14 protein-coding genes are annotated in these 22,374 nt (G+C 34.7%); 5 read left to right on the top strand and 9 right to left on the bottom strand.

The features are described from left to right. Positions 1 to 4 precede the first annotated feature (4 nt). Positions 5 to 4,861 (bottom strand): SpaA isopeptide-forming pilin-related protein, encoded by a 4,857-nt coding sequence (locus TY11_RS00190; protein ID WP_042141906.1) that lies wholly within the window; start codon positions 4,859 to 4,861, stop codon positions 5 to 7. Positions 4,862 to 5,101: 240 nt separating this feature from the next. Between TY11_RS00190 and TY11_RS00185 the strand changes: the two genes are divergently transcribed. Continuing rightward, positions 5,102 to 6,235 carry a response regulator gene (locus tag TY11_RS00185; protein WP_042141905.1) on the top strand — a complete coding sequence of 378 codons (1,134 nt, stop codon included), beginning with the start codon at positions 5,102 to 5,104 and terminating at the stop codon, positions 6,233 to 6,235. A gap of 195 nt (positions 6,236 to 6,430) precedes the next feature. Here TY11_RS00185 and TY11_RS19965 read toward each other — a convergent pair whose 3' ends face one another. Next, complete coding sequence (locus tag TY11_RS19965) at positions 6,431 to 9,538, bottom strand: hybrid sensor histidine kinase/response regulator (protein WP_081755775.1); 3,108 nt, start codon at positions 9,536 to 9,538, stop codon at positions 6,431 to 6,433. A gap of 261 nt (positions 9,539 to 9,799) precedes the next feature. Here TY11_RS19965 and TY11_RS00175 point away from each other — a divergent pair, with 261 nt between their 5' ends. After that, complete coding sequence (locus TY11_RS00175) at positions 9,800 to 12,877, top strand: hybrid sensor histidine kinase/response regulator (RefSeq protein WP_042141904.1); 3,078 nt, start codon at positions 9,800 to 9,802, stop codon at positions 12,875 to 12,877. Positions 12,878 to 13,151: 274 nt separating this feature from the next. On the opposite strand, the gene TY11_RS00170 is transcribed toward TY11_RS00175, so the two are convergent. Genes TY11_RS00170 through TY11_RS00155 form a run of 4 tightly spaced genes read right to left on the bottom strand, consistent with a single transcriptional unit; the run spans position 13,152 to position 16,129 of the window. Further along, positions 13,152 to 13,934 (bottom strand): Rv2686c family ABC transporter permease subunit, encoded by a 783-nt coding sequence (locus tag TY11_RS00170; protein ID WP_042141903.1) that lies wholly within the window; start codon positions 13,932 to 13,934, stop codon positions 13,152 to 13,154. Further along, positions 13,931 to 14,668, bottom strand: coding sequence for a fluoroquinolone export ABC transporter permease subunit (locus tag TY11_RS00165; protein ID WP_042141902.1), 738 nt, complete (start codon positions 14,666 to 14,668; stop codon positions 13,931 to 13,933). Before TY11_RS00165 ends, TY11_RS00170 begins: the two co-directional genes overlap by 4 nt. Further along, positions 14,649 to 15,518, bottom strand: a complete 870-nt coding sequence (locus TY11_RS00160; RefSeq protein WP_042141901.1) for an ABC transporter ATP-binding protein — start codon at positions 15,516 to 15,518, stop codon at positions 14,649 to 14,651. Before TY11_RS00160 ends, TY11_RS00165 begins: the two co-directional genes overlap by 20 nt. After that, entirely contained in the window at positions 15,515 to 16,129 is a 615-nt protein-coding gene (locus tag TY11_RS00155) for a TetR/AcrR family transcriptional regulator (RefSeq protein WP_042141900.1), read from the bottom strand. Before TY11_RS00155 ends, TY11_RS00160 begins: the two co-directional genes overlap by 4 nt. Before the next feature lie 250 nt (positions 16,130 to 16,379). Here TY11_RS00155 and TY11_RS00150 point away from each other — a divergent pair, with 250 nt between their 5' ends. Beyond that, positions 16,380 to 17,363, top strand: coding sequence for a DUF3231 family protein (locus TY11_RS00150; RefSeq protein ID WP_231495746.1), 984 nt, complete (start codon positions 16,380 to 16,382; stop codon positions 17,361 to 17,363). A 337-nt stretch (positions 17,364 to 17,700) separates the two neighbouring features. Here the strand turns inward: TY11_RS00150 and TY11_RS00145 are convergent, their stop codons facing one another. From TY11_RS00145 to TY11_RS00135, 3 genes are read right to left on the bottom strand one after another with little or no spacing between them, the layout of a single operon-like run. After that, complete coding sequence (locus tag TY11_RS00145; RefSeq protein ID WP_042141899.1) at positions 17,701 to 18,417, bottom strand: ABC transporter permease; 717 nt, start codon at positions 18,415 to 18,417, stop codon at positions 17,701 to 17,703. Further along, entirely contained in the window at positions 18,417 to 19,208 is a 792-nt protein-coding gene (locus tag TY11_RS00140) for an ABC transporter permease (protein WP_042141898.1), read from the bottom strand. Before TY11_RS00140 ends, TY11_RS00145 begins: the two co-directional genes overlap by 1 nt. Then, the gene (locus TY11_RS00135) at positions 19,192 to 19,926 is read right to left on the bottom strand and encodes an ABC transporter ATP-binding protein (RefSeq protein WP_042141897.1); all 735 of its coding nucleotides are present in this window, start codon (positions 19,924 to 19,926) and stop codon (positions 19,192 to 19,194) included. The genes TY11_RS00140 and TY11_RS00135 overlap by 17 nt, the downstream gene beginning before the upstream one ends. 585 nt (positions 19,927 to 20,511) lie before the next feature. Here TY11_RS00135 and TY11_RS00130 point away from each other — a divergent pair. Further along, entirely contained in the window at positions 20,512 to 21,228 is a 717-nt protein-coding gene (locus TY11_RS00130; protein ID WP_042141896.1) for a LytR/AlgR family response regulator transcription factor, read from the top strand. An 81-nt stretch (positions 21,229 to 21,309) separates the two neighbouring features. Next, entirely contained in the window at positions 21,310 to 22,227 is a 918-nt protein-coding gene (locus tag TY11_RS00125) for a sensor histidine kinase (RefSeq protein ID WP_042141895.1), read from the top strand. The last annotated feature ends 147 nt before the right edge of the window (positions 22,228 to 22,374 follow it).

Raw genomic sequence — 22,374 nt, 5'->3', positions numbered from 1 at the left:
AGAACTATTTCGTGTTTCTCATCTTGTAAATTAATCGTAAACGTAATGTCTTTCCAATACGGTTGGTACCCTTCAAGTGCCCAATTTCATTAAATTCATAACTTCCCGGACGTAAATTGTCTACAATTATTTTACCATTGGAATCTGTTGTATGTGTAGTCTCTATATAGGATCCACCGTTTATTAGTGAAGTAGCTTTTAATGCAAACTCAACACCTTCTAACGGTACATTGTTATTGTCTCCATCCACTTTCACAAGTTCTACAGAGCCCTTAATAATCTCATTTTTAAACGTTAAGTTAATTTCATTTGTTTCCTCCACACCATCTTTAACTACTTCAAACCTCTGTGATGTTGAATCCAACATATAGCCCATAGGTGCTTTTATTTCCTCTAGATAATATTGGCCCTCCGGTAATCCGGTAATACTTATTTGACCATTAGTATCTGTTTTCAAGCCAGTAAGAATATCATTGCCAGTTTCATCCGTTACTTTAAACTCCGCACCGTTTAATTTTGCATCCGTTTCAATATCTACCTTTTGAACGATGATATTTGCTAAAGGAGCATTTTCAATATTCCTTGTTACTGTTCTATCAAAATGCACATCATCAAGTGTCACTTCAACAGTAATTGGTTCAGTTTTTAAAATATAACCTTCAGGTGCATTTATTTCTTTAATCTCATACGTACCTGGCTTGAGATTCTCAAATGTAACTTTTCCATTTTCATCAGTAGTTCCTGAAGATAGTAGATGGCTGTACTTTCCGCCCTTATACTCTAATTCAAATACTGCGCCTTTTAATAATTGACTGCCGTTAATTGAATCGATTTTCGTTAATTCGATTTTTGCTGTTTTTACTTCATTCGTAATTATCCCTTCACCAATATCATACTCTAGTATTTCATTCGCTTTAGGAATTACCAATTCATGTACAGTAGTAGATTTCTTAAATCCTTTAGGTGGGGTTTTTTCTATAAGTGTGTATGTCCCAGGTCGCAATTCTTTTGTTGTTGCAACACCGTTTATATCTGTTGTAATCGTATCGACTATCGTACCTTCTTCGCCAAACACTTCAAAAATTGCACCTTCTAAAACAGAATCTGGATTGTCAGCATCTACTTTTTTCAACGTACCTTTACCTGGAATTAATTGATTTTCGACAGTTATGTTTACTGGTACTTGCTCTTTTTCGCCAACCCTTGCAGGGATTTTTTCTGCATTAAGTTGGTAGTATTCTGCTGCTTTTGTTTCCTGAACATAATATGTTCCAGCACCTGGCAAATCTTTGAATAAAATCTTTCCATTTTCATCTGTTTTACCAGTCTTAATAGGATTTGTTGCATCTTCTGAATCATACAATGCAAATTCTGCACCTTCTAATAATACACCGCTATCTTCAGCATCCGTTTTAGTTAGTTCGATCGCAAAAACAGGTTCATAGTTTTCGACTCGATACTCTAATTTTGTTTCATCATTACCTGCTTCATATTTCTTATTTATTACAATTGTTTGTCTTTCGTCCTTCGTTACATAACCATCCGGAACAACGCGTTCATGTAACTCATATTCTCCAAAGAGTAAACGACCAAAATCAATTTGACCATTTACGTCTGTCATTCCTGTCTTTAATACTTTTCCAGTATCTGCGTCAATTAAGTCAAATTCTGCGCCAGCCAATTTTGCTTCTTCTTGACCATATGTTATATCGACTTTATCGATGACCAGGTAGCCCACTTCACCCGATCCGCCACCTGAGGATAATTGTTTAATAGTTACCGTACCATCACCATCTGTTGTACCCCCCTCTATGATGTTATCACCTGTTACTTTATAGGTATTGGTTACCTCGCCATTATGCTTCTCAAAGAAGAGTGTGGAGTATTCGACAATAAACGCACGTTCTACCTCATTTTTCCACTTAACTGTGAAAGATGGATTTCCTGGAGTATACGTTACATCGTATTGTTCTACAGGAAGTTCTTCCCCTTTTGTGGCATTTCCATCACCGTCAACTGTTGCTTCGTAAACTTTAATTGTATCTGTTAAATATTCTTGATTAGGAGAAATCGCATCTACTAGTGTTAAATTGCTTATCTTTTGCTGCCCCAAATTCACTTTTACGGACCAATGAACTTGTTTCCCATCTTGATAACCAGATTTTTCTCCGTACGTATCGGACTTTGCAATACCTACTTTAGCATTTAAGTCGGATAATTTTTCACTACCATCTAATACTTCTGCTTTATTCACATATTCCTTTTGGATATCGCTTAAACCAGCAAGTGATGTCTTGTACACAATTTTGTAAGCTTTATTTGTTTCACCGATTGTTACTTGTAATGTATTAGCACTTTCATCTATAGTCGCAACGTTAGAATCTAACTGTCCAACCTCAGTTATTCTTCCATCTTCCTCTATCGCTAATTCTGTCACTACAACTGAATCCGGAACAATCTTTTGATTCCCTTGTGGTGCATCTTTAACTATTAAACTATCAATCTGATTTTCACGGTAGTTTGTGTAAATTGTCCACGTAATTTCTTTTGAGGTAGGATCATATGATCCATTCTTCCAGTGACTATTTTTCGTATTATTGTTCAGTTCTGTTCCAGCTGCAACTTCTTTTGTTATGGACTCATTACCGCCTTCAGGTGTCCAAGTAATTGCCGCTTTATTTGTCGGCTTATGATTTGGAACCTCATCCGCAACATAACTTGTTTTATACGTAATTATGATTTTTTTATCTGTTGTAAAGTTATCCGGGAACTTAATTGTGAATGGATTATCCCCTGCGATTGTATAATCTGTATATTTAATACCATCCACTGTTATGTTAAGCGTATCTTCTTTTATTGTTAGTCCGTCACCTAATGTATCCGTAATCAATATGTTTTCCATTGGGTATTCATCATGGTTAATTTCAATTTTCCAATCGATTGTTTTATTTTTATAATCGACTGTTCCCGCTGTTTTTGATCCGTAATACGTACCAACACCTGTTCCGGACCCTACAGATTCTGTTCCAAATCCTGCAGTATTTACAACTTCAAAAGGTTCCAATACACGCTCTTTCACCTTGGTTTGATACGTTATTTTATATGCCTTATTCGTTGTAATACCAGTTATCTCAAACTGATCTGTTCCTGGAATAAGCACGGCACCCTCTGGTAAACTAACATTTTCTGTTTCATGAGCATTACCATTCTCGTCTATTGTTACTTCTGTGAATTTCAGGCTATCCTCAACTAACTCTAACTTTCCCTTAGGTGTCCATGCATCTACTAAGGTAACATCTGATAAATCTTTCAAATTATAATTAAATTCAATTTCCCATTCAATCATCCCTGTTTTAGGATTATAGCTTTTAGCTGCTTTTTTCTTAACTGCTTCTCCACGATCAATCGCTACGGTTGAATTTGCTGTAACAGCTTCCATCAAGTCATCAGAAAACATAGCGTTATTAGTGAATTCCCTTTTTTCATCATCCGTGACTGTTGTCACGTATTCGATGCGATAGGCATCTTTAATATCGCCAAGCGGGATTGTTAATTCACCATCAACTACTGTTTCCCCGGTCACAACAACTTCCTCTAAATCCCCTAAAATATTTCCGTACAAATCTACCTTTAATTTAATGACTTTTAAGCTGTCTTCTTTGTATTCTGTACCTGTTGGGAGTACATCTATAACCTTTGAATTTGTTAGCGATGTTTTATTTTTATTAATGATTACGTCCCAATTAATTTCATCTGCATTATATCCTTTATTTGGGGTTCCCTTTTTCTCAATTGTTTTCTCTTTGTTTCCTTGTTCTATTGGGATCCTTATCTCGCCCTCTTCACCTATTGGGTCAATAATTGCTTCCCCATCTTCAACGTCAACATTTTCTTCATCCAATGTTGCAATAATTTGTAGCCAACCTTGAACATTACTATGTGTTTCAACAAAATCTGTAAACGTTAATTCAACTTTCTTATCGGTTGAGATGTTATATGTCGCAACAACTAAACTTCCATCCTTTAATTCACCAGTTATTTCTTCTACTATCTTAATGCCTTTAGGTAAATTAAATGTTTTTTTGTCACCAGCCATATAAGTATGTCCATTTACTAGAAGCCACCTGAGATCTAATTTAAACTGATCTGTTGGATTTAGTAGACTTTCTTCTGTATACGGGTTCCCATCAAGGTCTGTTACTTGACCTAGCTCTAGGTTAAATCCTTGCTTCTCTTCCTCTGTTACCTGTTCTAGACCCTCTTCTAAAATTGTACTATTACTGTCCGCTTGGTCTAAATGGTAATTTTTTTCTGTAGATTCATCGTCATTTTCTCCAATTGTTTCCGATTTAGATTCTTCCTCCGCAATTGCTGTCTCTTCTACCGACTCTTCACTAATTGATTCAGAATCAACCTTTTCTTCTTGAACAGTATGATCAACAACAAATGCTTCTAGCACAAATGACCCATTAGCATCCACACGTTCTTCTACTTCTTTATGGAAGGTTAGGGCTACAATACCATTTACGGAAGCCCGGTATGTTCCAACTTCAATCTCCCCATCCGTCAATATTCCTGTTTGCTCCTGTTCAACATACAGGTCAGTAGGAATTGAAAAACTTTCTGTACTTCCTTCCCCAACTTCTACATCTACAACAGACCAATCAACCTGTATATTTACTGTTGTTCCAGCTGGCATGTCCTTATGAAATTCATTTCCTTCTGCATCTGTTACTGTTATACCAGTAATAACACTTTGCTTAGCCCCTTCTGCAATGGCTTGCATGGGTAAAACTAAGCTACTTGCTATTGTCTGAACAATTAACATTAGCACTAATATTAAGCTAATCCTTTTATTCAACTTTCCGCACCCCTATTATTTTTTTGTTAATCCATTAAGACATTATAAACAATGCACCTTTACAACTTCTTAACAAAAATAGTTAATAACAACTATTAGAAATAGGTATTTAAGCCTATTTCTGAATGAATTTTGTTACTATTTTTGCTTAAACAACTACATTGCAATACAATCGAATTACATACAGCATTCGGAATTATTCATGAACTATAAGAGAAACAACCAGTTAGGATGATATCTGTGAAAGCCATTCTTATCGATGATGAACCACTTGCTTTAGATTTTCTTGAGCGTCAAATCAAAAAGATAAGCAATATAATGGTTGCTGGAAAATTCACTACTTTTAATAGTAGTAAAGAGTCAATATTAATTAAGGAAGTTGATATTGTATTTTTAGATATCGAAATGCCCGAAAGTAATGGGCTGGAATTAGCAGAACAACTCCTAGAAATCAATCCAAATTTATTCATTATTTTTGTTACAGCTTTTAAAGATTACGCAGTAAATGCATTTGAGCTATGTGCATTGGACTACATCTTAAAACCCGTTCAACTGGAACGATTGCAATTAACGGTGGATAAAATCAAGAGAAGTTCAAATAATCAGATGAATACAATTTTACCAGTCAGCCTTACATTACAAATAAATGTATGTAGGGAATTAACATTTCAATTTACAAAAGATAAAATTCAAATCGTTCACTGGCGAACAACAAAAGCACAGGAATTATTTCTCTATTTACTGCATAATTCTGGAAAGACAATCCATAATTCTACATTAATTGAAATTCTTTGGCATGATATCGATCATGATAAAGCCCTTTCTAAGTTATATAACGCAATATACCATGTACGAAAAACACTAAGTAAATATAGCAACCATTTTTCAATAAAAAATGTTCCAGAAGGGTATATACTCTTAACCAAAAATGCTTTCATTGACATAGTAGAGTGGGAAACTAGAATTGTTGCTGCTCCCCCTCTCAGTATGGAGACAGTAGATGATTACGAAGCAATTATGGATTTATATACAGGGCCCCTTTTACAGCAATATGATTATTGGTGGGTAGAAAATGAGCGCCATCGATTAGAGCTACTCTGGACAAGTGTGGCTTATCAACTTGGAAACTTTTACTTTGAACATGGAGAATTGAAAAAGTCGAGAATGTGGTTCATCAAAATATGTACGGCTAGACCTGAAGAGGAAAATGCCCATTTTTCTTTAATGAAGTTGTTTGCTATTTTAGGGGATGTTAAGCTAGTTGAACATCAATACACGCAATTAAAAAATGCTTTAAAAGAATTAGATATTCAAGTTAGTTCGAACATAAAAGAATGGTATGACCATTGGATTCAAAATCAACCTGGGAATTGACTCGACAGGATAAGATAAGATAAGGAAAGCATCCCTTAGGAAAAATTAGATTTCTTTTTCATAATCGAAAAACCCCTTTCAAGTCAAAAAACTAGATTTGAAAGGGGTTATACTGACTCTTAACCTTCGATACATACTGATTTTCTATCTTAATCCTTAATTTATTTTAAATAAGTCTCTTTAGTTTTCTCGAAACTACGAGTTATTTGGTACAGAATATGAAATTGTCGTTCCAACACCAGGAGTGCTAATAACATGCAAACCTTTGCCATACAACCGCTTCAAACGTTGATCAGTATTGACTAGTCCAATTCCTTTTTTTTGATTAGGTTGGATGGTGAAGATTTTCCTTACCTTTTCTTCGTCCATACCAACACCATCATCGATAACAGAAATCTCTGTATAAACTTCTTTTTTACCTATTCGGATTGTTATTAATCCACCTTCGATTTGCGCTAGCACCCCGTGATTGACCGCATTTTCTACTAATGTTTGGATAGATAAAGGTGGAATCAACACATCTCCTACTTCGTCAATTTCCCATTTTATATGGAGTCGCTCCCCAAATCGCTCCTTTTCTATATATAAATAGGATTCAAGTAATTCAAGTTCTTGTTTAAGAGGAACAACATTATCTATATTTTTCAGATAGAAACTACTCTGTAAATAATGAGCAAACTTTTCAAGAAGAAGTGCCATTCTCGATGTATCTATCTCGCTCAAAGAAACAATTGCATTCAACGTATTTAACAAAAAGTGCGGACGAATTTGCGCCTGGAGCCATGCCGCTTCCATTCCTAACCGTTCCTTAATGGATGCTTGTAAATCGGTTAATGCATGTACCCGTGCATTTAATTCCACCGCATTAACAGGTTTTGTGACGTAATCGTTTGCACCCGCTAAAAACCCGGTATAGACATCATCAGGGCTACTTCTAGCTGTTAAAAGAAGAATAGGAAGTTCAGACAAGGAATACTTCTCCCGAACAGAACGGGTTAAATCATACCCAGACATGGTAGGCATCATAACATCCGAAATAATTAAATCCCAATCCGTCAGTTCAAGTTGTTTTAGTGCTTCTTTTCCACTTATTACAGTATTTACCTCAAATCGTTCTTTTGAAAGAATATTAGTCAGCACTTGTAAATTCACTGGATCATCGTCAACAACTAAAATTCGCGATTTGAATGAGACTGGGGTATTTTTAGAAAATGCTTCCATCACGACATGATTCAAAGCAATAGGTATTTCTTTTATAAGAAGGTCGCTCCTATCTATACACGGGGTTGTTGCTGCAATTTGCTCTTCAAAAGAACTTTCTGCTAGTGGTAAAGTAAATGTAAATACTGATCCCTTGCCCAAGACAGAACTCGCCTTTATTATCCCACCGTGCATTTCCACTAATTGTTTGCAAATACTTAGACCTAGGCCGAGTCCTCCCCCAATTGCTGTAATACTAGAATCACCTTGTTTATAGGCTTCAAATATTGTACATAGAGTCTCCTTATTCATCCCTACACCCGTATCGGTAATGTGAACATGGGCATCTCCCTCTTGTGTGTCAGCATCTATGGTAATAGAGCCTTCTTCCGTATATTTCACCGCATTATGAAGAAGATTAAACAAAATTTGAATCAGTCGATTTTCGTCCGCTGCTACACTAGGAAAATCACTTGGGATTTGGACTTTCATCTGGATATTTTTATTTTCAGTAAGAACTTTTAGCATATCAACAACGCCCGTAGAGATAGCTTGAATGTCAAGACGCTTCCTTTTAAGGTGAATCCTATGTTCCTTCAAGCGGGTAATGTCTAGTAAATCTTCTAAAGTCCTTGACATATGATGTCCAATTGTCAATAGAAGCTCCAGATCCTTTTTGGTTTTTTCATCCAGTCGATTGGGTCTGTTATGTAAAATAGATTGTGAAATATTAATAATGCCATGTAGTGGATTCCTAAGTTCATGGGATGTATTTGCAAGAAAATCATCCTTTTGCTTCAATTCTTTTTGTAGCTCCCTAGCAAGCTCCTCATTTGAGGCATTTAAGAATAATAATTGCTTATTTTGTTGCTCTGTTTTTTGGGTCGTCTCTGCAAAGTCTTTACTCATCAAGATGACATGGATGACTACATAAACACCAACTGCTGGCAACATCAATGTGACGGATTGATACCAATTCTGCCCAATCGCAAAGTCATTGAAAAACGCCAGAAATATAAGTCCCATTCCAATTAGATTTACTTTTGCCTTTTGATTATTTTTACGAATACTCCTAAAAACAACATAAATCATATAGAAAAAGAATGGGATAGTTATATAAAACACATGGAAAAAAAGTGCCTGGAAAAATACTGGTTGTGTAAATAATGTCGTAACAATTAGTGCTAAATGTATCGTAACAAGTCCATACATGATTTTCTTAGAGAATTCTTTTTCATGCCACTTCCAGAGTAAAATAACGTAAAACATGGAAGTTGCCTCTGTTAATATATATTCTAATCTTGTACCCCAAAGCCAAGACATATCTAGTATGAGCGTATAGTAAAAAGGAACAGAAAATAGAGCACGAACAGAAATGAGCATCGCAAACATCCCGAATATAAAGAACAAAAGCTCTTTTTTGCGATACAAAGCAAATAAAACCATAAATAAACCTATGATAAAAATACAACCATTAATAAAAAGAGTGACGATCATATTCAAATTAAATTTTTGTGCCACTACCGAAGCTTCCCCTAGATAGATAGAGTTCTCAAATCCCCCTCGTATATGTTCAAAGCTAGATACCTGCATCGTGAGTAACACTTCATCCGATTGCGCAATAAAATAACCTGTTTTCGGAGCCATTTCAGCAGTATGTGAAGCTGAATCTGCGCCCACCACACCATTTCTAGCGACTTCTATATCATCTATGAAAAGTGTATAGGCACTATATTGATAGGGAATGTGGATCGCTAATGTTTCCCCTATATATTCTTTCGGTAATTTAATCGTTGTACTATATGTTCCAAATGTATTTATTTCTCCTGTTTGTGTCTTAAACGAGCTCGGAAGTGAAACCACTTGTCCCATTCCATGCCTTAATTGCTCTTTCACCTCATCTGGTGTTAACAACTCTTTCTCAAAGAAATCCCAATTTCCATTCAAGTCTGTATAGAACTCTTTTGGCTGTTCCATAATACTAAAATCAACTAAACTCGATTGATCATACTGTTTTGCCAAGACACCACTTTCATCCATCACCAATGTCAGGAATAAGGTGAGAATAAATACTAATGAATATAGCTTATGTTTAAATTTCAACTAAATCGCCTCACTATACCACCTTTTATAGATGAATCAATCGACTTACTTTGAGTAAACTCAATTCTATTACATTAATAATACTAATCTAGTAGCCACATTACAATTAAAAGTCTATATTTTCTATACAATTCCAGGAGCCAATTCAAACAGATATTTTAACAAATGAAATAAATCTACCAACTCGTAATCCAGTAGTGACTCCCTCACCAATTTACTATATGATAAAGAAATAAAAGTAAAAACGGAGATTGAAATTTCATGAAAAAATCGATTAAAACTCCTAAATGGATTTTCCTTATTATTATTTTCCTTATCCTATTAACGGCTATCCGCTTATCTTGGATGGGCTATTTGTCAACCATTCACTATAAAAATCCTCCAACTGCAGATCATGGTGTGCTTGATTTACGTGGATGGAAGTTTAATGATAAAGAAACACTTCAACTAGATGGAGAATGGGAGTTCTTTCCATCCACGCTTAAGGCATCGTCTGAACAGCTAAATAAGACGTCAAACAGGTATATCAGTGTACCGAGTAAGTGGAATGCAATGTTCGAAAGTAATGATTCCTTTCACTATGGAACTTATAAACTACGTATATTACTCGATAAGGATCATGATTATATTTTTGGACTACACATGAATCAAAAATATAATAATGCGTCTGCCATATATGTTAATGGACAACATATTGGTGAATCAGGTCAAGTTGCAACATCATTAAATAATTTTAAAGGAAGCAGTATTCCCTACTCCGTTTCTTTAAAACCTGATCGAAATGAAATAGAGCTAATTATCCAAGCTTCCAGCCACCAAAGTAGTGGTGGCATTTTTAAATCTATCCATTTTGGTACGATGGACGCCATTCAATATCGAACGAAGTTATCAGAAGGGTTGCAGCTTTTGCTTTGTGGAATCTTATTATTACATAGTGTTTACGCTGCTATTTTGTATTTCACCCGATTTAAACCTGGCCATGGATTACTTTATTTTTCCTTAATGCTTATATGCGCCATTATTAGTGTACTTAGTTCGGATGACAAATTATTATTTAGATGGATTTCAGTAGATTATGATTGGGGAGTAAAAATTTCTTTCTTATCGTATATAGGGGTTGCTGCATTTATACCGCAAATTATTAAAACCTTATTTCCTGTAAAAACCAACAAGTTTTTAATCAGGGCATTCACCGCCTTATGCATACTATATGCGTTATTTATTCTAGTAGCATCACCATGGAGCATCATACTTTCTTCTAGAGTATTGTTCTATGTCATTTTTGGTTTTTCTATTTTCTTAGCTACTCTAATACTCCGGAAAGCTACCATACATAGAGATGAGAGTATCTTTTTAGTTCTTGGTTGCCTTAGTATAGGATTAAATATTTTCTGGACCTTAATCCATAATCTTATAACAGAACAAACCATGCATTATCCATTTGACCTTATTGCTGCCTTGCTATGTTTTACAGCTTTTTGGTTTAAACGCTTTTCCCGGATTGCATCTGATGCAGGGTATTTAACAGAAAAATTACAGATAGAGAATCAACGTAAGGATAATTTTTTAGTAAATACCTCACATGAGTTAAGGAATCCGTTACACGGTATTTTGAATGTTATCCAAACGCTTTTAGATGATAAAACCAATCCCCTTCATGAAGAGCATCGGAAGCGTTTATCTGTTCTAGAAAATGTAAGTAAACGAATGTCCTTTATGTTAAATGACCTTCTTGATGTCACTAGATTAAAGGAAAAGACAATTCCATTGCATATTGAAAGGGTTGCTATACAAACAGTGGTTGCCGGTGTAATCGATATGACTAAATTAATGACTGAAGGAAAACCTATTGATTTACACATTGAGATACCTGATTCGTTCCCTTCTGTCGCGGCGGATGAAACCCGACTAATTCAGATATTATTTAATTTAATTCATAATGCAGTGAAATTCACAGATGAAGGAACTATTACTATTAGAGCAGCTATTAAAGATGAAATAGCCCATATTCAGATAGAGGATACTGGAATAGGGATTCAGAAGGATGAATTAAATCATATATTCGAACCTTATGAGCAAGCCACTGTGATTAAAGAAAGGTCAAGCGGCGGAGTTGGGCTTGGATTAAATATTTGCAAACAATTAGTGGAACTGCATAATGGGGAAATAACAGTTCAGTCTACCCCAGGAAAAGGCTCTATTTTTACCTTTACACTTCCTCTTTTTAAAGGGGAAGATAACTTTGAGATTGTTACTTCTCAACCTATTAAAGAAAATAATGAGATAGCTGCAACAACTACCGATATTTGGCAGTCGGATAATACAAGAGATGTAGTTGGAAAACTTAAAATTTTACTAGTTGATGATGATCCAATGAATGTAACTATTCTCCATTCCATTCTTGCTGGGGATGGAAAATATGTTGTTACTGGTGCTACTAATGCAAAACAGGCAATTAATAACCTCCAAACAGAGACTTATGATCTTGTCATTGCAGATGTTATGATGCCTCAAGTATCTGGTTATGAGTTAACAAGAAAGATTCGAGAAAGTTATTCTATTTCTGAACTGCCTGTACTTTTATTAACTGCACGAGCACGTACGGAAGATATATTAGCAGGTTTTCAAGCTGGTGCGAATGATTATGTTACAAAGCCTGTTGATTCCACAGAATTAAGGGCAAGAGTAAACGCCTTAACCAAACTAAAAATTTCTGTTGAGGAACATATTCGTATGGAAGGGGCATGGTTACAATCACAGATTCAGCCGCACTTTATTTTCAATACATTAAATTCCATTGCTGCACTTGGAGAGATTGACGTTACTAAAATGCAACAGCTTCTTGTGGAATTTAGTAATTATTTACGATTGAGCTTTGATTTTCATAATGCGGAGCCAGTTATTCCTTTAGAACATGAGCTCTCCTTAGTTCGGTCCTACTTATATATCGAAAAGACGAGATTTGGAAATAGACTGGAAATTGAGTGGAAGATTGAAACAGATGCCACTGTATTGCTTCCCCCTTTATCCATTCAACCATTAGTTGAAAATGCCGTTAAACATGGTATTCTACAACTTAATAAGGGTGGGAAAGTTTCTATTCAAGTTATGGAGCAATTAGATTATATCGAAGTTTCGGTTATAGATAACGGTAAAGGAATGACTGAGAAAGAAACGAGCAACCTCTTATCAGGGGAAAAAGAAAATGGGAAGACTAGTGTGGGACTTCGAAACGTTGACTCCCGTTTAAAACAACTTTATGGAAATGGATTATTAATTCGAAGTAAAATAGAACACGGAACAACTGCCAGCTTTCAAATACCAAAAAATAAGGAATGAATAAGTTCATTCCTTATTTTGGTACTATAACTCAGCTTTAGCAGACTGTAATTGTGTGCAGAGCCTGATATCTTTTAACATAATGACATAGTAATATTAAGGCATGTAAAAACTTGTATTGTACTATCTTTAACAAGATTCTATATTTTTTACTGGATTGCGTTAGCAAAACGTTAGCATGCTCTATAACATATAAAGTGTTATCTCCACATACCGCATTTGTTTAGAGTATGTAGCAACGCAGATTCAGCAACCGGTTCTAGTAAAATGGTAATTAAAGACTTCTTAGCATTTTTTGATAAAAGATATATAGGAAGATTGTAATGTTAATCACTCCTCCAAGATACAATATTGCCCAGTTTTGTATTAATCCGAAGTATTCACCTGTCATACTCATATAAGCTGTTTCAACTAACCATGTCATAGGAATAATGTAGGCAAATCCTGTCCACCAACTTTCAAACATATAAGTTACTATGGGCCCGATGGAGAAAATCGAAATCAACTTTACATAGGTAATTCCCTCCACCTTATTTTTACAGAATGATGCTAAATACATTGTTATCAAGGGTCCAAGTAAAGATACTACCGTTAGTGTCAGCAGCAATAATCCCCAGTTAACCAATCCATCCCCCATTAAGAATAAAATAACTAGAACAAAAGAAATGACAAACGATATGATTAAAGGGATTGTTATTCGATAACCTATAAAGCCCGTTCGTTTCATCGGGGTAATATCCATGTAATTCAGGATTCCATCATCTTTTTCGTCCAAAAGAAGAAACCCCGTCAGCATTCCTACCATCATCGGTGCAATCAATACTATAAAACAAGTTATTAAATAAAAATGATCCATCAACTGAAAGTAGGTATACTTTTCAAGTTGATTGTCCACAAATGGAATTCCATACTTTACAACAATAAACAGATATAAAGGAGCCCCTAGCACCAGTAACATTAATGGATCACGTAGCACGTTTTTCGCATCGCTTATTACCAATAACTTCACTTGGTTTATGTTAATTCCTACTGTTTCATCATCAGCATCTCTTTTCATACAGACACCTCCCTGACTTCTCCCGTATTTGAAAGTATATATTTGGAGAAGCGCCCAAAAGCTATTTGATAAGCCAGAAGCCCCCAGATAGTGAGTAATCCAACATGTATCAATACACTAAAATTAGGTATGTGTAGTGAAAATATCCCTCCAGCTCTACTCATTGCATATTCCAAAAGAAATAGTGCAGAGTAGCTAGGCATAACCTCAACTAACCGGAATGAAATCAAATCAAAATAATTTAATACTGGAACATATAAAACAATCATAGTAACAATCGCTCTGAACATAAAGTGATTCATTGACGGTGAGTCTACAGAAATTATTAATCCACAAGAGGTAAAAAAGAAACTACATAGGAGGACGACAATAGTTAACCAAATAAAAGAAACTGCTGTTTCTAGTGCAGCATAAGCAATAAACAAACTTGTAAGCCATGCAATAAGAGTTAGAGATAATATCTTTGACCATAGATAACTCTTTAGTTTTATTGGAGTAATGAAAAGATAGGTTAATAGCTGTTGATTTCGCTCAAGCATAACAATAGCTCCGACAAAAAAGAACCCTAACGTTCCTGGATCTGTAAAGACAATAAGAATACTCCAGGAACTGCGGAACTCTAAAGGAACAAAAAGTAGAACTGTAATATATATAGCTGTCACGAAAGCATATACATAATAAAACCCATGCCTGAACTGAAACCGAACATCTTGTTTAATTAGTTTTGCTATCATGAAGTTCCCTCCCAGTTACCTCTACAAAAATATCTTCCAGTGTTTTTTCAACCGTACTAATCTTGATGAGCTCATCTCCTTTTAAGATTTGTTGGAACTGCTTGTTCTGACCAAGTAGTTTCATTTGAAAATACTCCAAGTTTTCTTTTCCAGCTTCTTTATATAAAACTGCAATTTCATTTCTACTAAATGCCTCTTTAAGCTTTTTAGGAGAATCTATTAAATTAATTTCACCCTCTACAACAAAAGCCACTCTATCACATAGAGTTTCGGCAACATTCATATTATGAGTGTTTAAAATAATGGTTTTACCTTTTGCTTTTTGTTCTAATAAAAACTGCTTCACTTTTTTAACATTAACTGGGTCGAGTCCTGAAGTTGGTTCATCAAGAAAAATAAGGTCAGGATTATGAAGGAACGCTCTGACGATATTCAGACGCATTTTCATTCCCTTTGAAAAATTTGATACTCTTGTGTTATACGCGTCTTTAAGAGCAACTTTTTCCAGGAGCTCTTCCACATTTAATCTATTGTTGTTATAAAACCCCGCAAAAAACTCTAGGTTTTCTTTAGCTGTAAATTTCTGATAAAAATTAGGTGTTTCAAAAGCTACTCCAAGTTGTCTATAAAACTGACTGGATGCTTTACTTACATCCTGATTGAGTACTCTTACATTTCCTTGATAATCCTTTAAAACACCTATTAGAATTTTCTGTATCGTACTTTTACCTGCTCCAGAAGGACCGAGAAAACCAAATATTTCCCCATCCTTGATAGATACATTGACATTCTTAATCGTTGGTGACATATTCCCTGGATAAGTGTAGAATAAGTTTTCCACTTGTATCACGTATTTTCTCCTCCCTTAAACAGTCTAAGTGCAATCCCTTCTGCTAAAAATTGAAGGCTTTGATCGTAAACATCCTCACCTATCTCCCTTTTATGGATTGTCATTAGAAAAAGAGCACGTAAGGCACTCGTGACAACTTCATTTGATAAATTAGCATCAACTTCCCCTTTATTTTTCCATTGATCCAGTAATGGATTAAGGCTTAATATGTCATTTTCACTATGTTCTTTGAGTAGTTCATTTGGGAGTTTTCTCACTAATAATTCATATTCTTCTGTTGTATATAGCCTGCGAATTAGCGGATAATTTTCAATTTGTTTAACCGTTGTATAAATTACATTTGCAAAATTAGATGGTGTTATCTCTTTTGACATTAATTTATTGATAACATTTTGCTTAATTTCTTTCTCATCCTGCTCAAGCAATAGAAAATAAATAACCTCTTTTGATTCAAAAAAATTATAAAAAGTACCTTGAGCAATTCCCGCCTTCCCAGTTAAATCCTTAATACTGGTTTTCTTTAAACCCAAAGAACTAAATAGTTCTCTCGCAGCGGACAACAACTTATCTCTAATAAACTCTTTTTCATTAGCATTAAATCCTCTTGGCATTGGCACTACCTCCATCTCTAACTAACTTGAATATGAATGTATTTTTGTTTATATGAATAAAAAATGAAAATGTTCATACACTCATACTATTCCACGATTTATTGTATGTCAATATTTCTTTTCCTTCTTTTTCCATCTTAAAAATCCTTGAGTCTATTCGGTTCTTTCTTATTCAAACTTATTATTGGATACATAATTGTCGGTAGGATAGGCAAAATACGTTTAAAATACATATTTGGAGGTTTGTATATTGTCTGATTCTACCAAAATGAGTTCCACTGAACTAGGTGCGCTATGGATGACATATCATAAAAAAACAATGATTTTAAGGATATTGGAGTACTTCATCGAAAAAGCCGATGACGAAGAAGCGAAAAATCTCATGTCAGGCTTGTGGGAGCAACTTCATCCAAATGTACTCAAAATAACGTCCATGTTTGAAAATGAAGGGGCAGCAATCCCGCAAGGCTTCACCAAAGAAGATGTTAATCTAGAAGCACCAAAGTTATGGGAAAATGGCTTTGATATTATGTTTAGTCGAATTCTAAAGGAAATTAGTACTGGGATGTACGCACTTCATTTAACCATATCTTATAGGGAAGACATCGTGAACTTTTATAAGCAACTTACTGAAATAACAGAGAATTATTATAATCTGTTTACACAATATCTTCTTAAAAAATCGATTCTGCCCCGACCAAATGATGTCGCTATGCCTAAATCAATTGATTTCATAACTGATAAACAGTACATGAAAGGAACTAACATTTTAGGGCATAAGCGACCATTAAATACTATTGAGTTTGGCGTATTATATCGCTCGTTAGAAGGTAATATTACGGGGATGCAATTAATGAAAGGCTTTGCTCAATGTGCCAAAGATGAAGATGTAAAAAAATATTTTAAAAAAGGGATGGAACTATCAAGAGAAATTTTAAAGGAAAATGAAGGCGTCCTTCTACAGAATAATATCCAGCCTTCTACTACATCAGGAGGAACAGTTACGAGTTCTACCATAGCTCCATTTTCAGAAAAACTTATGATGTTTTGTAATTATCTCTTGGGTAGCTTTAGTTTGGGAGGTCAAGGCTTTAGTGCTACTTTCTTGTGGCGAAATGACTTGATAACAAGAGCAGGATTGCAGGCCAAAGATGTGTATGAATACACACGAGAAGGTGCTATGCTCATGATGACTAAAGGATGGCTTGAGGAGCCACCAAAAATGGATCTTTGATCTCCATATTCTATCAAACCTTAAAAATTGTTTCCTATACTCTGATTTTGAGCAGATTCATGGTGGGAAACATACTTTACGGTGTTGCAATCTAAACCAAACCTCTTAGTAGCCATGTTCATCCAATACTTTACCAACATAAAAGACTACCTCCCTGTTTTTTAGGAAGTAGTCTTTTCTTTAGGAAAAAATCATTTACATGAAGACCTCTAGTTAATCCATAAAAAGGTCTTTCTGGAATCTTCACATAAAATAAATTACGTAATTATACTGAAGATTTTACACCAACATATTCCGTATAATTGCACTTTATTAATAGAATCAAGTCTATACCAAATTAACGAACATTACGATATAAAAACAACCAAGCAGAAATAGTAAATAATAATACTGTCCAAGAAAACTGAACCGCTAGTCCCAACCATTTGTCCAAAAAGATACTTACTGTAGGTATATAAAATAGATTCATTGTAGCAAGAGTTGGTAAAAATTTTGCCAACTCAGATATCATAAACAACATTTGGCCAAGTCCCACGATAAGCGGGAGCATAATAGCAATCGGTATTACCATTGATTTTGTCATTATAGATAAAGTAGAGGCAATCCATGCTAACTGGATCCAACTAAGCATGCCAAGTGCAACACTTCCAAGCAACTCTAACATGAGAGCACTCGTCCATTCTATATCATGTTGAAATGAAAGAACGATTAAGTTAATTACACTCGAAACGATTCCTGTAATTACTACGATTATAGTAATGTTCATAAACTTCGTGAATAGTAATTTTTTTCTCTCTGGTTGTGTAAGAAGTGTTGTTCTTAGAGAGGAGTGTGAATATTCTTGTCCAAAATAACCTGCACTGGCAACAACAATTCCAAGTTGACCTAAATAGAGGGCTTGTAAGCAAAGAGAAAGTATCTCTTCTCCTACTACCTTTGGTGTATCGGATATTAATAAATAGAGAATGGGAACGAAATTACCACCCATTATACCTAAAACACACCAACCATAAGAAAAAAATTTTGTTTTCTCACTACGGAGCACAGCGTACATTAATATTTTCCTCCTACATCTCTACGAATAAATGTGTAATAAGATGTTAATAAAGCTAAAATCACCCATATCAGCAGTACGATACCGCCTTTTAGTGGTTCATGTTCAAGTGGATCTGTTGGTGTTGCAAAGAGAAGATTACCTGCTGCCACCGGGAGATACTCCCCCCATTCCCACCTTTGTGCAAAGTAATTTCCAAGATTGAAAACCTGAGGGACTAGAAAAACTAAAGGTACTATTGCATTTTTAAAAAGCATTCCGATGCCAAAAGAGAGTAAGGTTAGTAAAATCCAATCGAGTGCTGAAAAGCCAATAAACTGCCAAGCTATGGTACTTAAATAAAATGGATGTAATCCTAGATCTCCCAAACTGATATGCATAATAGAAATGGTAGCGTAAATGGATAAAAAAGATAGAAATGTACTGCATATCAAAAGTGCAAGTACTTTTGCAAAAAACACCTGAATCCGTCTACTTTGACATAGTAAAGTGGTACGTAATTCATGATGTTTATATTGACTTGCCCCTATCATTCCTCCAAAGACAACCATCGGTAGTAAACCAAATAACACGACATCAAACCCAATATAATTCAAAGGTGGGATTGCTTCTGCTAATATATCAGGGTGAGTTTCTGGTGTCGCGTCTAACCCAATCTGGACATAGCCTTTGGCTGCTATTATTGCAAGAAGTGGCTGAACAACGACAACTAAAGCACCAATTACCCACCAAACTATTCTTGAACAAACATTTATCAGTTCAGATTGTATGGTTCTATGAAAGATTTTCATTTATGGACTCACCTTCTTCTGTAAGAGAGAAAAACACCTCTTCCAATGATTCCAGATTCTTCATAACATCGTGAAGCTCACCCTGTGCTATTATTTTTCCATGATTAATAATAACTACATCATCCGCTACAGCTTCCACTTCAGAAAGAATATGTGAGGACAACAAAACTGTTTTTCCCATGTCTCTTTGCTGACGAATAAATTTTCTAAACCAGCGAATTCCTGTTGGATCAAGTCCATTGGTTGGTTCATCCAGGACGAGGTATTGTGGGTCTCCCAAAAGAGCTACTGCAAGTCCAAGTCGTTGCCCTTCACCCAACGATAAAGTTCCCAGCCTAGCTTTGCCTTTATCTGATAAACCCACTATCTTCAATACTTCAGATACACGACTGAAGGGAATGCCGCTCGATTGTGCGATGATTTTCAGATGGGTTTTTACCTTTCTAGAAACATTGCCCCCTATACCGTCAAATGCTGCTCCTACCACTTTCAATGGAGTATCAAATGTTACATACTTTCTGCTACCAAAAGTTGCCGTTCCTGTTGAACGATCAAGACCTAATAAAATACGTAGTGTTGAACTTTTTCCTGCACCATTTGGTCCAAGAAAAGCTGTGATTCTCCCTTGTTTGGCTTCGAATGATACGTCTTTTAAAATATCTTTTTTCCCATGTCGCTTGCATAATTGTGAAATAATAATATTGTTCTTATTCGTCAATATAATTTCTCCCCTCGAAATAATAGTAGTCTTAGTTAACACAAATTCTGTTTCTAAATAAAAAAAAAGGAACTTAATCCATTATTTGAGGACCTGGGCATTGGCTCAACATAATGAAACCAACTAGAAATTTATTTTCTAGTTAGTTTCATATTACTCTCTCTTTTTAACTATTTTGATTTCATGTAACAATCTGCATGTTATATGTAATTACTTACAGATCATTTTTGTTCTAATAAAGGAATTCAGGGAGAAGGAGCTTAATTAGAATTATTACTATATTACTGTTTGGAGGATGGTTGTTGGGTAGAGGTATTCCTTATAAACCGTTTTTGTGGTATTCTTGTCCCAGTATTCTCCTAATAAATTGGGAATTGGACAAGACAACCTTCCTTCTATTTAAAAAGGAGTTTAATGGCCTTTCATACTATATTTATCAATCTACTACACCTACGCAAGTGTGTCTTCATCAAGAAAAAATCACCTTTGATATATTCCACATCTTGTCTGACTACATTACATCATTTTTCGTATATAGTTCACCCTTACACCACTACAAATTACCAATATCAAAGGAGTGATACGATGGTACTAAAAGTTGCTATTTGTGACGATGATCCTATTATTACAAAAGCTGTCGAAGAATTAATGTTAGAATATGACTCCTCGTTATTCGAAATAGACATATTCTACAATCCATTTAGATTAATTGAATTACTTAAAGAAAGTACATATGATTTGTTTATACTAGATATTGAGTTTCCAAATTTATCAGGAATAGACATTGCCGAGACTATTAGAAAGAGTAATTATACTTGTCCAATTATCTTTATTACTAGTTACAAAGAATATATGGAAAAGGCTTTTAAAGTTAACACATTTGATTACATCTTAAAGCCGGTAACAAAAGACAAAGTATATCCTGCCTTGATTCGCACTATTAAATATTTAGATTTAAATGATTCAAAATTTACGTTTAATTTTAATAAAGTGTTCTATAGTCTTTCGTTTAGCGATATCGTTTACTTTGAAAAGAATAAAAGGAAAGTACTTATTTACACACCTACTGATACATTTGAAACGCTTCTTTCAACTAATGACCTTTTATCCAAGGTTAATGATAATTTTGTACAGGTCCACACCTCGTTTATTGTAAACGTGAGGAGTGTAAAACAAATTAGCAATAATTCGATTATCGTTAATTTAAATGATAAGCAAACTATTGAGATACCAATGAGTCGTAAGTTTGTGGATAGTGCCAAAAAGAAAATTTTGATGAAGTTTAGAGACTTAATAAACTAAATTACACTATCGTTGCATAATTAGACTTTACTATTTTCTGATTATCTGCATGGTTTTCTCTATATCACTGGAGGGGAAGGTATGGTTTTAATATTATTACTAATGGCTGTAGCTGTTCTAGTAGTTATTGTTCTTCAAAAGAATCTATTTAAGAGTCCTAGAAATATTTTTCTCTTCATGACAATATTCTCTATACCAATCATATCCGTTTTTACGTTAACTACTTCTGTATCGGAAGTTCAATTTATTAATCATCGTAATGTTATTTCTTTATTTATTACTGCATTTATTGTCTATATGAATATTTGTATACTATTTCTTTATATATCCCTCAGAAATTATTATGGAAAGCTGGAAAAAACGACAACACAAAAAGAAGTATTTGAATCGGAATTGAAATTTTTCAAAGAACTCAAGGAATCACAATCTAAACTTTATTCCATGAAGCATGACTTAAAAAATCAGTACGTCATTCTATTAGGGATGTTAAGTCAGGGAGATATTGCTCTAGCTAAAAAATATCTTCAACATTCAATACAGAAAATCGAACACAATGATTATTTTTTTACAAATAACTATGTGTTAAATTACCTTCTTAATGAAAAAGTGTCTGTTGCTAAAAGCAATGGAATCCTATTAAAGGTTAAGTCTTTCCTTCCAGAAAAGATTAATTTAGATACTGATATTTTTGCAGTAGTACTAGGAAATTTGATAGATAATTCTATTAATGCAGTCTTACGTTTACCGAATCCTAAAGAAAATAAGATTTCACTTCTGATCAAACAATTTGATAATAACCTACTAATAGAAATTTCAAATGCATTTGATACCACAGAGCTTCATACTCGAAAGAATAGACGACTCGAGGGAATAGGAATTAAAAATGTGAAAAGAATTGTAGAAGAGCATGGAGGAATTTATAATCAATGGATGCAGGATAATCAGTATGTCGTAAGTATTCTTTTACTCAATGTTTATGAAGAAGAAATGGAAGAATAGTAAAGGCTGTTCGGGTCACTCCTCGAAAGAGATGCTTAACATAATAAAAACTCTATATTTGCCTGGGTTATTGGACAGGAGATTTTTTGAGTACTCGTAAAACTGATTCGTAAAGGGGTATATCACCATCCTTCTTTGCTCGCAGAA

This window comes from Paucisalibacillus algeriensis, from assembly GCF_000577245.1.
Lineage (GTDB): Bacteria > Bacillota > Bacilli > Bacillales > Amphibacillaceae > Ornithinibacillus.
The sequence above is the reverse complement of the archived record's forward strand: the minus strand, read 5'-3'. Positions and strand labels throughout refer to the sequence as shown.